Source organism: Oleiagrimonas sp. C23AA (assembly GCF_011759385.1).
Lineage (GTDB): Bacteria > Pseudomonadota > Gammaproteobacteria > Xanthomonadales > Rhodanobacteraceae > Oleiagrimonas.
On sequence record NZ_JAARLY010000011.1, the window covers coordinates 43,960 to 57,644 of the forward strand.

At 65.8% G+C, this 13,685-nt stretch carries 11 protein-coding genes; 4 read left to right on the top strand and 7 right to left on the bottom strand.

What is annotated here, in order from left to right:
- Positions 1 to 6: 6 nt before the first annotated feature.
- Positions 7 to 1,107 (bottom strand): HDOD domain-containing protein, encoded by a 1,101-nt coding sequence (locus HBF24_RS16020; RefSeq protein WP_167175241.1) that lies wholly within the window; start codon positions 1,105 to 1,107, stop codon positions 7 to 9.
- 175 nt (positions 1,108 to 1,282) lie between these two features.
- On the opposite strand from HBF24_RS16020, the gene HBF24_RS16025 reads away from it, so the two are divergent.
- The 3 genes from HBF24_RS16025 (at position 1,283) to HBF24_RS16035 (ending at position 4,567) form a co-directional block, all read left to right on the top strand.
- Positions 1,283 to 1,882 carry a DUF938 domain-containing protein gene (locus HBF24_RS16025; RefSeq protein ID WP_167175244.1) on the top strand — a complete coding sequence of 200 codons (600 nt, stop codon included), beginning with the start codon at positions 1,283 to 1,285 and terminating at the stop codon, positions 1,880 to 1,882.
- A gap of 107 nt (positions 1,883 to 1,989) precedes the next feature.
- Entirely contained in the window at positions 1,990 to 4,074 is a 2,085-nt protein-coding gene (locus HBF24_RS16030) for a S9 family peptidase (protein ID WP_167175247.1), read from the top strand.
- A gap of 94 nt (positions 4,075 to 4,168) precedes the next feature.
- Positions 4,169 to 4,567: a YchJ family metal-binding protein gene (locus HBF24_RS16035; protein WP_167175250.1), complete on the top strand. Its 399-nt coding sequence runs from the start codon at positions 4,169 to 4,171 to the stop codon at positions 4,565 to 4,567.
- Here HBF24_RS16035 and ligB read toward each other — a convergent pair.
- Positions 4,555 to 6,240 carry an NAD-dependent DNA ligase LigB gene (gene ligB / locus HBF24_RS16040; protein ID WP_167175252.1) on the bottom strand — a complete coding sequence of 562 codons (1,686 nt, stop codon included), beginning with the start codon at positions 6,238 to 6,240 and terminating at the stop codon, positions 4,555 to 4,557. The two genes, HBF24_RS16035 and ligB, sit on opposite strands and share 13 nt — an antisense overlap.
- A gap of 388 nt (positions 6,241 to 6,628) precedes the next feature.
- On the opposite strand from ligB, the gene HBF24_RS16045 reads away from it, so the two are divergent.
- Positions 6,629 to 8,581 carry a S53 family peptidase gene (locus tag HBF24_RS16045; protein WP_167175255.1) on the top strand — a complete coding sequence of 651 codons (1,953 nt, stop codon included), beginning with the start codon at positions 6,629 to 6,631 and terminating at the stop codon, positions 8,579 to 8,581.
- A gap of 29 nt (positions 8,582 to 8,610) precedes the next feature.
- On the opposite strand, the gene HBF24_RS16050 is transcribed toward HBF24_RS16045, so the two are convergent.
- The 5 genes from HBF24_RS16050 to HBF24_RS16070 form a co-directional block, all read right to left on the bottom strand.
- Positions 8,611 to 9,498: a methylglyoxal synthase gene (locus tag HBF24_RS16050; RefSeq protein ID WP_167175257.1), complete on the bottom strand. Its 888-nt coding sequence runs from the start codon at positions 9,496 to 9,498 to the stop codon at positions 8,611 to 8,613.
- Positions 9,499 to 9,543: 45 nt separating this feature from the next.
- Positions 9,544 to 10,773 carry a spore maturation protein gene (locus HBF24_RS16055; protein ID WP_167175260.1) on the bottom strand — a complete coding sequence of 410 codons (1,230 nt, stop codon included), beginning with the start codon at positions 10,771 to 10,773 and terminating at the stop codon, positions 9,544 to 9,546.
- 39 nt (positions 10,774 to 10,812) lie between these two features.
- A complete protein-coding gene (locus tag HBF24_RS16060) occupies positions 10,813 to 11,448 on the bottom strand; it encodes a MarC family protein (protein ID WP_167175263.1) in 636 nt (211 codons plus the stop codon).
- 90 nt (positions 11,449 to 11,538) lie between these two features.
- Positions 11,539 to 12,804: an SGNH/GDSL hydrolase family protein gene (locus HBF24_RS16065; protein WP_167175266.1), complete on the bottom strand. Its 1,266-nt coding sequence runs from the start codon at positions 12,802 to 12,804 to the stop codon at positions 11,539 to 11,541.
- A 107-nt stretch (positions 12,805 to 12,911) separates the two neighbouring features.
- The gene (locus HBF24_RS16070) at positions 12,912 to 13,682 is read right to left on the bottom strand and encodes an NRDE family protein (protein ID WP_167175269.1); all 771 of its coding nucleotides are present in this window, start codon (positions 13,680 to 13,682) and stop codon (positions 12,912 to 12,914) included.
- Between the last annotated feature and the right edge of the window lie 3 nt (positions 13,683 to 13,685).

Below are 13,685 nucleotides of genomic sequence, written 5' to 3' on the forward strand. Positions count from 1 at the left end.
TCGCCGTTAAGCCTCTTCCGGCTCCATGTAGTCCTCGGCCAGGCGCTTCCAGTGGGGCCAGCGCGCCACCATGCCCAGACTCTGCAGGTAGTCCATGTCCGGTTCCTGATTGTTGACCAGGGCGGTAGCCACATGAGTAACCCCAAGCACGTCGAAACGGCTCTGCGGCACCGCCGACGGCTGACGATGATGGGCCACTGCCTCGACGATGGTCGACGGCAATCCCCACATGCCCAGCAAGTAGGCCCCCACTTCCTCCGGCGTCGGCGGCTGCTTGGAATGGCCAGCCTCGGCGGCGCACAGCGCCTCCACACCCGGCACCAGCCAACCGACGTAGGACAACAGCGCCGCCGTGCGTGCCGGCTCGCGGTCGCCGCTTTCGGCAATACGCGCGGCGAGCTGCGAGGCCCGCACCGCACGCGAACGCAGCTCGGCGATGGCCTGACCACGATGGGCGTCGAACACTTCGTTGGCCAGTACCGCAATTCGTACGGCGTCCAGACCGATACGCAACACCGCCTGGGCCACGCCGGTAATCGGCGCGCCGCTGCTGAAATAGGCCGAGTTGGCCAGCTGCAGCACCTTGGCCGTCAGGCCCGGATCCTGGTCCAGCAATTCGGCCACCGACTTGCCGTGCGCTTCCGGATCGCCCAGCAGGCTGCGCAGACGCATGTACATCCGTGGCGCCGATGGCAGACGGTCAACCTGGCCGATGACGCGCTGCAACTCGACGCTTTCCATGCGGTTGCGCAGCGCCACCGCACGCTCGATGGTCTCGGCCACGGTGATGATGTCACACGGCTTGGGCAGACACTGATGGGCCAGGTCCAGTGCGCGCACCGAGGCTTCGCGATCGTCGACACCGGCAAAGGCCATGCGGATGATGGTCGGATGGCGTGTGCGCAGCAGCCGCAGCAGCTGCGTACCGTCCATGTTGGGCATGTCCAGATCGACCACCACCACGTCCACGGGCGCCTCGTCGACGGCGGCCATGGCCTGATTGATGGATTCGGCCACGACCAGATCCCAGCGATGACCCAACGCCGACAACCCGTGTTCGATGTCCTTCAGCGTCTGATCTTCGTCATCGAGAAACATGACCCGCATCGCGATTTCTCCCCTGCGTCAGCCGGTCGTCGGTGCCTCGGGGATGGGCAGCAACGCCTTATGGCTGCGCGTTCACGCGTGTATTCACATATAAAGCAGCTTATAGCATTGTGCGGCCGCGCAGGGAATGCGCGATCGGCCGCACTGTGCGCGCCATCCCGTTATGGTATGTCGCATGCAGACACCCAAGCCTTTCTCCCCCGCCTGCGAACGCAACCGTGGGCCGATACTCGATGTGCTCCGGCAATGGCTGCCCGAACCCGGCCGCGTGCTGGAAGTGGGCAGCGGCACCGGCCAGCATGCCGTGCACTTTGCCGCCGCACTACCGACCCTGACCTGGCAGACCAGCGAGCGCGCCGAGCAACTGGACGGACTGCGTGCCTGGCTGGACGAAGCGGCGCTGCCCAATACACCGCCGCCGCTGGCACTGGATGTGGGCGGGCCGTGGCCGAATACGCCTTTTGACGCCATTTTCAGCGCCAATACCCTGCACATCATGAGCTGGGACCACGTGTGCGCCTTCTTTGCCGCCTTGCCCGCGGTGATGGTGTCGGGGGCACCGTTGATCATTTATGGACCTTTCAACGCCGACGGACGCTTTACCAGCGACTCCAACCAGGCGTTCGATGCGTGGCTGAAGGCGCGCGACACGCACATGGGCATTCGCGATGCCGCCGAGGTGGACGCACTGGCTGCCCGCCATGGGCTGGCGCTGGTACATGAAGCGCCGATGCCGGCGCACAACCTTTGCCGCATCTGGCGCTACGCCGGGTGAGTTGCGGGCGCTCGCCGCGCCAGCCTCGCCCCTGACGATGGGCACAGGTCAAAATTTGCCCGTGTGCTAGCTTGACGTGTTATTCCACCTGATGAAAACACACGCGCATGAAGTCCCGACTCCGTTTGAGCGCCCTGGGCGCTGCCGGTCTGCTGGCCGCGCTGGGCGCCACCGCCAGCCAGGCGGCTGACACGCACGCCGCCAGCCCCGCCACCAAGCATCGCATCACCGACATCATCCACACCCTGGGCAAGGCCAAGCGCTTTGGCGCCGTGGCGGTCAGCCCGGATGGCCAGCAGGTGGCCTGGGTGCTGTACGGCAAGCACGGCGGCCAGCTCTCGGTGGCCCACGCCGACGGCTCGCACGAACGCACCATCACCATTGCCGATGCCGACAAGCACTGCGGCAGCGGTGATCCGCGCTGGTCGCCCGATGGCGCCAAATTGGCCTTCCTGTCCAGTTGCAAGTCCGGCAAGGACAGCAGCCAGAACGACATCTTCATGGTCGATGCCAACGGCACCGCTGCGCATCAGGTCAGCCACCTGAAGGGCTTCGTGCACGATCTTCAGTGGCGCCCGGACGGCAAGGCGTTGAGCTTCCTGTATGTGGCCGGCGACACGCACCAGGTCGGCGCCACCTCGGCAATCAAGCCGCGCACCGGCGTCATCGGCAAGACCGACATCGAGCACCAGCAGGTAGCCATGGTGCCGGCCGCCGGCGGCAAGGTCAGCGAGATTTCGCCCAAGGACCTGTTCGCCTACGAGTACAGCTGGTCGGCTGATGCCAAGCGCATCACCTACACCGGCGCACCGCCGCCGGGTCGCAACAACTGGTGGGTGGCCAAGCTTTACGCCCAGACCGTCGGCGCCAAGCCGGTGATGGTGCTCGACCCGGGCAAGGTGTCCGGCGCCATGCACGGCCTGCAGATCGCCATGCCGCGGTTTTCGCCCGATGGTTCGCACATCGCGCTGATCAGCGGCCTGATGAGCGACCAGGGCGTGACCGGCGGCGACATCTATCTGGTGCCGTCCCAGGGTGGCACGCCGGTCAACGTGACGCCGGGCATCACGGTGACGCCGTCGTGGATGACCTGGACCGGCTCGCAGTCGCTGCTGGTGTCCTCGTTCAAGGGTGGCTCGGCACAGATTGCCAGTTTCACCCTGCACGGCGATAAGCCATCCACGCAAAAGGCCCTGTTCACCGTCGACAGCAGCATCTCAGATGGTTCGGCAATGTCGGCCATTTCCGTCGATGCCAAGCACAACCAGGTGGCCTTCCTGCATTCGACCTTCACGCAGGCGCCGGAAGTGTATGCCGCACGTCTTCGCACCGATGGCGGCGCGATTGCCGGCGTGGCGCGCCAGCCGCATGCCATCACCCACATCAACGATGGCATCAAGCCGATGTGGGGCAAGCAGGAGTCGATCAGCTGGACCAACGAAGGCTTCCACGTGCAGGGTTGGCTGTTGTTCCCGAAGAACTACGACCCGCACAAGAAATACCCGATGATCGTCTACGTGCACGGCGGCCCGGCCTACGCCACCCGTCCGGGCTGGCCGGGTGTGGGCTACGGCCCGGCACCGCTGGCGGCGATGGGTTATTTCGTGCTGATGCCGAACCCGCGCGGCAGCTACGGCCAGGGCGAGAAATTCACCCAGGCCAACCGCCGCGACTTCGGCTATGGCGATCTGCGTGACATCCTCGCTGGCGTCGATGCAGTCGAGGCCAAGTATCCGATCGACGACAAGCGCCTGGGCCTGACCGGCTGGAGCTACGGTGGCTTCATGTCGATGTTCGCGCCCACGCAGACCCAGCGCTTTGCCGCCGTGGTGGCCGGTGCCGGCCTCTCCAACTGGCAGAGCTACTACGGTGAGAATTCCATCGACCAGTGGATGATCCCGTTCTTTGGCGCCTCGGTGTACGACGATCCGAAGGTCTATGCCAAGAGCTCGGCCATCAACTTCATCAAGCACGCCAAGACCCCGACCCTGATCGTGGTCGGCCAGCTGGACGGTGAAACGCCTGCGCCGCAGTCGTTCGAGTACTGGCACGGCCTGCGCGCCATGGGCACACCGACCGAGCTGGTGGTGTATCCGGGCGAAGGCCACGGCTTCCACAAGGCCTCGGACCGCCGTGACGTGCTCGAGCGCGCCCTGGGCTGGTTTGGTGACTACCTGGGCGTGCATCACTGATGTAACACCCGGTACCCCTTGCGGTACGCAAAAAAGGGCCGGCGCCATGCGCTGGCCCTTTTTCTTTGCGCGCGCAGCCGGTACAAAGACGCGGATGAAAAAAGCCAAGCACACCCGCGAAGCGTGCCCCTGCGGCAGCGGTCTTGCCTATGAGCCCTGTTGCGCGCCGTTGCACGCTGGCGCTGCCGCCGCCAGTGCCGAGGCGCTGATGCGCTCGCGCTACAGCGCCTACGTGCGCAAGGATGCGGCCTATCTCCAGCGTAGCTGGCACGCCTCGACGCGGCCCGAATCACTGGATATGGATGACGGCGGGCAACCGACCTGGCTGGGCCTGGATGTGCGTCGGCATGAGACCGACGGCGACCGCGCCGTGGTCGAGTTTGTGGCGCGCTTTCGCATCGGTGGCAGCCGCGCCCAGCGCCTGCATGAAATCAGCCGTTTCGTGCGCGAAGAGGGGCAGTGGTACTACGTGGACGGCGATCACCCGGCCTGATCGCCCGCCAGCTGACGAACCAGCACTTTCACCGCCGGCTGGGCAAAGAAGGCGATCAGCTGCCTGGCCTTGCGCGAACCCACACCATGCGCCTGCCAGTCGGCCTGACTGCGTGCCGCCAACACTGGCCAGTTCGCCTGCAGCGCGGCGGCCTTGACGGTCGGCCCACCCAGCGCGCGCAACCAGTGCGCATGATCGGCATGACGCGTCGCGGCAAACGCCTGATGCAAGGCGTGCGCACTTTTGGCGCCAATACCGGAAACCGCCGCGAGCTGTGCTTCATCCAGCCCACGCCAATCGAGCAAACCCCGCACCAACCCGGCATCGAGCAGGGTCTGCCAGGTACCGGGGCCGACACCGGGAAGATGCAGCGCACCACGCCGGGACAAGCCTTCCAGCCGCGCCAGAAACTGGCGCCGGCAACCAGGGCCGAAATGCCAGCAGCTGTCGCGACCATAGCGTCGCGGGTCCGGCACTTTGAGCGTAGCCCGCTCGGAACCGCGCCAGACCACACTGTCCAGATGCGGAATGGTCAGTCCGGCCAGGCGAATGGAGACTTCATCGCCCGGCCGCACATCCATGCGCTTCCAGCGCGCGAACGAGCCGGCGCTGACATGGGTGATGGTCTTGTCATCCAACTGCACCGGCGCCAGCTGCAACACCGGCGTGATGCGCCCGGTGCGGCCGATGTGAAAATCCACATCGCGCACCCGCGCCAAGGCCACGGCCGGCGGATACTTCCACGCCACCGCCCACGCTGGCGGTGAGGGCTGCCACTGGCTCGCCGGCGGCCGGTGCCCCTGACGCACCACCGTGCCATCGGCGGCAAACGGCATGGCGTGGTGATACCACTGCGCGCGCCAGTGCTTGACGGCCGCCAGGTTCGGCGCCGGCTTGCTGTAACGCACGCTGTCGGCAAATCCCATCGCCGCCAGTCCGCGCAGACGCTCGCGCATGCCCGCCGGGCCGCTGGGCCAGTCCCAGACAAACAGGCCGATACGCGCGGCGGTAGCGGTGTCCAAGCGCTCGCGCGCCATGGCACCGGCCACCTTCGAACGTGCGCCGGCGCCGCCCTCGCTGGCCTGCACGTGACCGGGCAGCTTCCAGTAAAGCTCGCCCTGCAGCACCACATCGGCAGGGCCGGACTTCAGATGATTGGGTACCGCGCCGATAGCACGCGCCTTTGAGGTCCAGTCCGAACCCTTGCGGCCGTTGCCTCGACTGACCGCCTGCACCAGGTGGCCTTTCACGTAATGCAGAGTGACCGCCACCCCGTCAGCCTTCGGCTGCACCCACAAGTCGGAGGGATTACGCGCGGCCATCCAGTGACGCACAGCCTTCGCATCGGGCAATTTGGCCAGACCCGTCTGCGGCACCGGTGCCTGCACATAGCCGTGTACATCGGCCAGCGGATCGGGCGCGGCGGGCGCTTGCGCGGGGAAGCAGCGTTGCCACTGGCGATAGCGCGACACCGCCTGGTCGTACAGGGTGTCAGCCACGAGCGAACGCCCATCACGATGATAGGCGCGGTTCCATTCGACCAGATGCTGATGCAGGGTGGCCAGCTCCCTGCCGGCCCGCTGCGCCGACCACGCGGGGCAGTCAGTCGCAGCCGCCGTGGTGGTGCCAAGGGCAGCCACCACGGCGCCTAGCGTGAGCCAATCCTTGCTCATAAACCGATTCCACCTATCCCTGTGCGCGACCTTACGCCGTCCCAAGCTCGAGTCACGTCGAAACCGTGGAATCAAGATAACCACAACCTGAATGTCTCACTATCAGGCTGGCCCTTGATGACGTGTAGGGAAATCCCTTCACGCCATCGGCCCACGACCTAGCGTGATGTCGGTGTGCAGCTCACGACTACCGTGGCTGGACGCGCTAGACTCGACACGGGGCGTCAATCTGATGGTGCATCCGCATGGCCTTTGGGGGGACATGCGGATCCGCCGAGGCGCCTCGGGGAACAGGGGGAAAGCAACACTCCAGGAACTACACGTCCGCCTCGCCACTTCGCACCACGACGGGGCTCACCACGCGGATCAGTTTTCAGGGAGAACTTCGATGTCCAGTACACCCAACCGCCCACGGCACGGCGCCTTGCTGGCACGCGCTGCATTGAGCGCTGCACTACTGCTTGCGGCCGGTGTCGGTCCGGCACTGGCCCAGCATACCGCCACCGCCACCGATCTCGGGCCGGAGGATGCGGCCAAGGCACAAACCGTCACCCTGGTGCTCAAGCTGCCCAATGAATCGGCACTGGAGCGCTACGTGGCCGATACGGCCAACCCCTACAGCGCGCATTTCCGTGACTTTCTCACCACCCACCAGTTCGCGCAGCGCTTTGCGCCGTCTACCGGGCAGGTGCAGCAGATCGAACATGCACTGAAGCGTTACGGCATTACCGTGCAGGATGTCTCGGCCAGCCATATGGTGCTGCATGCCAGCGGCACCACCGCGCAATTCGAGGCGGCCTTTTCCACCAAGGTGCGGCGCTATGAGCGCCACGGTCACCACTTCCATCGTCCGCGCCATCGACCGCACATGCCACAGTCACTGGCCGACCAGGTACTGGTGGTGGCGGGCCTGAGCAACGAAGCGCTGTTCCGCCCGATGTCGGCCCATGCCGCCAGCCAGGGGCCGCTGGTCGCACCCAAGGCGGTTCTGCCCAAGGTCGGCAGCACCGCCACAGGCGTGCCCGGCAGCTACACCGTGGGCGATGTGGCCGAACGCTACAACGTGACACCGCTGTATGACGCCGGTGTCACCGGCAAGGGCATCACCGTGGGCATCGCCACGCTGGCCAACTTCGAGCCCAAGGACGCCTACAAGTACTGGAGCGACATCGGTCTGGACACCAAACCCAACCGCATCGAGCAGGTGCATGTTGACGGCGGCGGTCCGCTGAGCTCGGCCGATGGCTCCGGTGAGACCACGCTGGATGTGGAGCAGGCCGGCGGACTGGCACCGGACGCCGACATGATTGTCTACGATGCGCCCAACACCGACGCCGGCTTCATCGACGTGTTCGCGCAGGCCGTGTCCGAGAACCGCGTGGACACCCTGTCGGTCAGCTGGGGCTCGCCCGAGGCGTTTTATTTCGACTCGGATCTGACCGGTGGCGACTACACCGACCAGCTCAAGGCCTTCCACCAGATCTTCCTGGAGGCGGCGGTACAGGGCATCACTGTCAGCGCCGCCGCCGGTGATTCGGGCGCCTACGACACCAACCGCGCCCTGCCCTATCCCACCTTCTCCAAGTTGCTGAGCGTGGATGCGCCGGCTTCCGACCCGCTGATTCTGGCCGCTGGTGGCACCACTGTACCCATCCAGCTGTCGGCCGGCCCCGGTACGCCGCCGCTGATCGTCGACCAGGAGCAAGCCTGGAGCTGGACCTACATCGACAATTATCTGGCCGACCTGACCGGCGATGACAGCTATCGTGAGATCGACTTCGCCGAAGGCACCGGCGGCGGTGTCTCCAGCTTCTGGCGCAAGCCGCTGTATCAGATGCTGACGCGTGGCATGCAGCGTACCGAGTCGGGACAGACGTTGACCTACACCGATAGCGATGGCTCGGTGACGCCGCTGCTGACGCTGCCGGCGCACTATGCCGGCCGCAACCTGCCCGACGTCTCGCTCAACGCCGATCCGTACTCGGGGTACCTGGTGTATTCATCCACCGATGGCGGTTACATCGCCGGCTATGGCGGCACCAGCTTCGTGGCGCCGCAGCTGAACGGCATCGTCGCCCTGCTCAACCAGCAACAGGGCACGCGCCTTGGGTTGATCAACCCGCTGCTGTATTCACTGCACTGGCTGTACGGCAGTGACGAGCGCTCGCCGTTCCAGGATGTCACCGCCGGGAACAACTGGTTCTACAACGGCATCCATGGCTATGAACCGGCCACCGGACTGGGCACGCTGGATGTGGCCCATCTTGGCCAGGCGCTGGACCAGTTCCGCTTCAGCGGACATGGTCACAGCTCCAGCCATGGGCACGGCCACGGGCGCTAAGCCCTATGTTCTCACGGGCCGGCCTGAGGTCAGGCCGCGCCCGTGAGATCGGCGCGACGCTGGGCCGCATCGGCCCAGCGCTGCGCCACCGCCGGCGAGGTCATGCACATGGCCTCGTCGGTCACCGTGGCCACAGCGCGATCGAGCAACTGGATATCGGCCTCGTGCTGACGCGCCACGTGCGGATCCTCGAAGAAAATCGCGCGCTGGCAGCGCTTTTTCAGGATCAGGTCGGCAATCTGCGCATCACCGCCCATCGGGCCACTCTGGTAGCGCTGTACCCAGGGCGTTTCCTGCGGCCAGCCGCGTGACCAGGCCAGCTCGTTCAAGCGCTGACCGGTAGTTCCGGTGGCCACCCGGCGTGCGAATCGCGACAACAGATCAAAGTGCGCACTGGCAAAATCGAGCATCTTCGATTTGAGCGCATCATGCGCAATCAGCGCCACGGTGTGCTCGGCAAACGCATGGCAGCGATCGGCCCAGGGCGCGGGTGCCAAGCCTGCGTGCATGCGCTGCACTTCCAGAAAGTCGATGGCACCGGCCACCGTGGACACGAACGGCTTGTGATGAATCACGCACTGACGCTTGAGCGCGGTGGCTTCGGGAAAGATCGACGAAGGGTCGACCGGGTCGATCAGGTAAATCGCGCCGTCAAGCACCGGCGCCTCGCCGTCCCCGGTATTGACCACTTCGGCGACCAAGGTCATCAGGCCACCATGGCGACCGTAGGGATAACGCTTGAGCGGTGCGTAGTCCTGCAACATCTGTTCGGACTCGATCGCATCGTAAGTGCGCCCGACCGCATGCAAGCCCAAGTCCAACTCGCGGATCCCCGGCTCGGCCTGGCGCAGCCAGCGAAACAGCGCCGCGTCACGATGGGCATGGTGCAACTGGTTGGCAGCAAGTCCGACACGCATCGATAGATATCCTTCCAGTGAAGTGACAGCCGGGCCGCGCGGGCCTCAGCCAAAGAACCAATAACACACCGCGATCGCGGCCAATACGCCGGCAAGATCGGCCAGCAACGCACAACCCACGGCATGGCGCGCACGGCGAATGCCGACGGCACCGAAATACACCGCCAGCACGTAGAACGTGGTCTCGGTGCTGCCCTGCACGGTGGCGGCCAGCAGCGAGGGGAATGAATCGACGCCGGTGTGCTTCATGGTTTCGATCAACATGGCACGCGCCGCACTGCCCGACAGCGGCTTGACCAGCGCGGTGGGCAGCGCATCGACAAAGCGCGTATCCCAGCCCATGCCGTGCACCACGTAACGGATGCCCTCCAGCGCGTAATCGAGCGCGCCGGACGCGCGCAGCACGCCCACCGCGCACAACATCGCCACCAGATACGGCAACAGATCGCGCGCCACCTCGAAACCCTGCTTGGCGCCTTCGATGAAGCTCTCGTACACGTTCACGCGGCGCCCGGCGCCCACCAGCAGAAAGCCGATGATCACGGCGAACAGCGTCAGGTTGCCCAGCAGCTGTGACAGCGAAGCCAGCGCGGTGGCACTCAGGCTGACCAAGAGCGCCATGAAGCCACCCAGCAACACCGCCGCGCTGCCCAGCCAGGCCAGCACCACCGGATCCCAAAGCTTCAGGCGCTGCGCAATGGCGACACTGAGCAGACCGACCAGCGACGATGCGCTGGTCGCCAGCAGAATGGGCAGGAACACCAGCGTCGGGTCGTGCGCGCCCTGCTGCAGTCGGTACATGAAAATGGATACCGGCAGCAGCGTGAGCGAGGACGCATTGAGCACCAGAAACAGGATCTGCGCGTTGCTGGCCGTGTCCTGGCTGGGATTGAGCGTCTGTAGCTCGCGCATCGCGCGCAGACCGATCGGCGTGGCCGCGTTATCCAGACCCAGTACATTGGCGGCCATGTTCAGGGAAATCAGGCCAATGGCCGGGTGCCCGGCCGGCACCTCCGGCATCAGACGCCGGAACAGCGGGCCCAGCGCACGCGCCATGGCATCGACCAGCCCGGCGCGCTCGGCGATGCGCAACAGGCCCAACCACAGCGTCAGCGTGCCGAACAGCAGCACCATCACCTGTACCGCCAGCTTGGCCATGCCAAACAGCGCATTGACCATCGCCGCGAAAACCGCCTCGTCGCCACCGATCAACCAGCGCCCAAGCGCGGCCAGCGCGGCGGTAAGGAAAAAGCCCAGCCACAGACGATTCAGCACGCTAGGCTCCGGCGCACGTCAAGCATTGATGCACGGCTTTCAGCGAACAAGCGTCAGCGCCCCCTTGATGCCCTCGATCACCATCTGCGTGCCGATCACCGCCAGAATCAGACCCATCATGCGCGTGATCACGCCCAGCGCGCTGCGGCCGATGAAGGCGACCATGCGCGCGCCGGAGATGAACAGCACAAAGGTCAGCACGCACAGCACCGCGAAGGCACCGATGGTGATCAGCGTGTCGCCGATGCCGCCGCGAGCGGCAAAACTCATCGCCGTGGCGATGGTGCCGGGACCGGCCAGGATCGGCATGGCCAGCGGCGATACCGCCACCGACAGCTGCGCCTCGCGCGCGCCGGCGGTCTCGGCCGGCGTCGGGTGGTGGGCCTGCGAGGACTGACCGCCCAGCATCTGGAATCCGATACGAAACACCAGCAGTCCGCCGGTAATGCGCAGCGCCGGCAGGCTGAGCCCGAACAGCTCGAAGATCAGCTTGCCGGCCAGCGCGAACACGGCCACGATCACAAAGGCGATCAACAGCGCGCGCAGCGCCACTGCGCGCGTGGTGGCAGCATCGTCACCGTCGGTCAGGCCGAGGAAGATCGGCACGTTGGCGATGGGGTTCATGATGGCAAAAAAGCCCATGAACACCGTCGCCGCATCCATCCACATCTGCATGAGTATCGCTTATCTACCTGCCCGCGCGCCGATGCAGCGCCGTTGGCCCGATCATAGCGCGCCACGCACGCGCTTCGGCGCGCTGCGCGCTCAAGGGCAACCGAACCAGCGCAGCGGGATGGCCTTGGCCATCGCCTTGTAGCCGGCATCGTTGGGATGCAGGTGACCGCCGCTGTCGTACTCGGGGCGAATATGCAGCCGATGGCGGGGATCGCGCATCAGCTTGTCGAAATCGACCACACCGTCGTAACCGGCCTTGTGACGAATCCAGGCGTTGATGGCCTCGCGCGCCTTCTCGCCCGGCACCGAGTAGGCACCCTGTGTGCCGGCAAACGGCAGGATGGTGGCGCCGTAGATCTTCAAGTGGGCGGCGTGGGCTTTCAGGATGATCTGGTGCAAGCCGGCAATCACCTGCCGGGCAAGCGCGGCGCCGTCGACCGTCTTGCCATGCGCGCTGGCCGCCATGGTCGGCTCGCCAATGTCGTTGATGCCGCCCAGCAGCAGCACATCGCGCACGCCGGCCTGCCCCAGCACGTCGCGGTCAAAGCGCGCCAGCATGCTGTCGCCATTGCCGAAACGGCTTTCGAAGGCGGCCACTTCGTTGCCGTCGATGCCCGCGTTGAGCACCGCACGCCGGCACTGCCCACGCAGGCGTCGTGCCAGCGCATCGGGATAACGGTGGTTGCTGCCGAGGCTGGAGTGATAGCCGTTGGTGATCGAGTCGCCAAGCGTCACTACGGCCGCACGCGTGCGGCCACCGCTGACCTCGACGCCGGACAACCAGTAAACCGACCCGGTCGTCCCGGCCACGGGCATCTGTGTGGCATCGACAAAGTTGCCGGCGCGCGAGATATAGCTGGTCTGACGCGCATCCAGATGCCACGTCTTGGGCGTGCGTGTGCCAGGCACATGCAGGCTGATGGCCAGTGTCTGGCCGGCCTTGACGGGCAAGGCCACCGCATCGCTCAGAAAGCTGGCACCGGCGGGGATGGTGACCGCGCGTCGGCCCCGAAATCGCAGCGTGCGCAGGCTCGGCGCGAGCACACCGGCCGATCCGGCCTCGGCCCTCAGGCCCACGCTGGCCGCATCAATCGTCAGCGGACGGGCACCATAGGTATTGGAGAAGCGAAGGCGCAGCTTCTGTCCATCGGCGCTGATGTGCACCATCTGCCGCAGGGTCTGGTCATGCAGGGTGATCGCGTCAATCGGCTGCTGCCGGTAGGCGTTGGCGGTGACAGGCGCGGGGATCATCGCCGCCATCCATGCGCCGGTCCAATGCGTGACGGGGACAGCCATGGCGTTGCCGGACAACGCCAGAGAGAGCGCGACCAGCGCCCAACGCGATGAGCGAATCATGAAGCCTCCAGAGCCTTGCGGTGCGCATGTTGAGGCCGTTACGGGACAGCCCATCGCGCGATCCATTCATCATACCAATAGCGTGAGGAGTTGGTTCGGGCGCGAGCTCATGAATGCGGTGGCAGCGACAACCGGGTCTGGCTGAGAAAGCGTCCGTGCGGCCCGAAGCGACGCTCAATCATCCACACGCTGCCATCGTGCCCAACCGCCACCAGTGTGCTGGCGCGTGTGCCGTAATCGGCGCCACGGATGAAGCTGGCCGACAGCATGCGCTCGCGCTCGATACCGATACCGGTGTCGGGCAGCAGCGCATCGGGCCATTCGGTGGCATCACCCAGCGCCTGCCACAGCGGCGCGAAATTTTCGGCGTCACCCGCGTGCAGCCAGTCAGTCAGCGCGCGCATCAATGCCTTTGTCTTCGGCCACGGCGCATTGAAGTCGGCATTGGACAGTCCGTGCACGCCCGGTGTGATCGATTCCAGTCGAGCCCCTGGCCGGTTGCCAAGATAGAAGCCGGCCTCGGCATCGAACATCAGCAGATTGAACGGCCGGTAGTCCTGCGCCTGCATGGCCAGCGCCTGCGCGTGCGCGGCCGCCGCGATCGGCTGCGCCAGGAAATCGCGTACCAGCCAGCCGCGCGAGCGGTCACCGCCGCGGTCCTGCGGCAGGCGCACATTGGTCACCGCGGCCACACGTCCACCTGGTGCGGCGCCCATCCAGGTGCCGCCGGCCTCAAGGTCGCGCCCGGCCAGCATGCCACCGGCATCAGGCCATGCCGCCAACGGCGCCGTGGGCCGGGCATGAAATTCATCGCGATTGCCCACCAGCAGCAGACGCCAACGCGGATGGGCTTTCCAGGCAAAGGCAATCAGGCACATGGC

Bases quoted from the DNA above. Each gene is read 5' to 3' on its own strand.
- HBF24_RS16020 (WP_167175241.1), bottom strand. From the start codon at position 1,107: ATGCGGGTCATGTTTCTCGATGACGAAGATCAGACGCTGAAGGACATC.
- HBF24_RS16025 (WP_167175244.1), top strand. From the start codon at position 1,283: ATGCAGACACCCAAGCCTTTCTCCCCCGCCTGCGAACGCAACCGTGGG.
- HBF24_RS16030 (WP_167175247.1), top strand. From the start codon at position 1,990: ATGAAGTCCCGACTCCGTTTGAGCGCCCTGGGCGCTGCCGGTCTGCTG.
- HBF24_RS16035 (WP_167175250.1), top strand. From the start codon at position 4,169: ATGAAAAAAGCCAAGCACACCCGCGAAGCGTGCCCCTGCGGCAGCGGT.
- ligB (WP_167175252.1), bottom strand. From the start codon at position 6,240: ATGAGCAAGGATTGGCTCACGCTAGGCGCCGTGGTGGCTGCCCTTGGC.
- HBF24_RS16045 (WP_167175255.1), top strand. From the start codon at position 6,629: ATGTCCAGTACACCCAACCGCCCACGGCACGGCGCCTTGCTGGCACGC.
- HBF24_RS16050 (WP_167175257.1), bottom strand. From the start codon at position 9,498: ATGCGTGTCGGACTTGCTGCCAACCAGTTGCACCATGCCCATCGTGAC.
- HBF24_RS16060 (WP_167175263.1), bottom strand. From the start codon at position 11,448: ATGCAGATGTGGATGGATGCGGCGACGGTGTTCATGGGCTTTTTTGCC.
- HBF24_RS16065 (WP_167175266.1), bottom strand. From the start codon at position 12,804: ATGATTCGCTCATCGCGTTGGGCGCTGGTCGCGCTCTCTCTGGCGTTG.
- HBF24_RS16070 (WP_167175269.1), bottom strand. From the start codon at position 13,682: ATGTGCCTGATTGCCTTTGCCTGGAAAGCCCATCCGCGTTGGCGTCTG.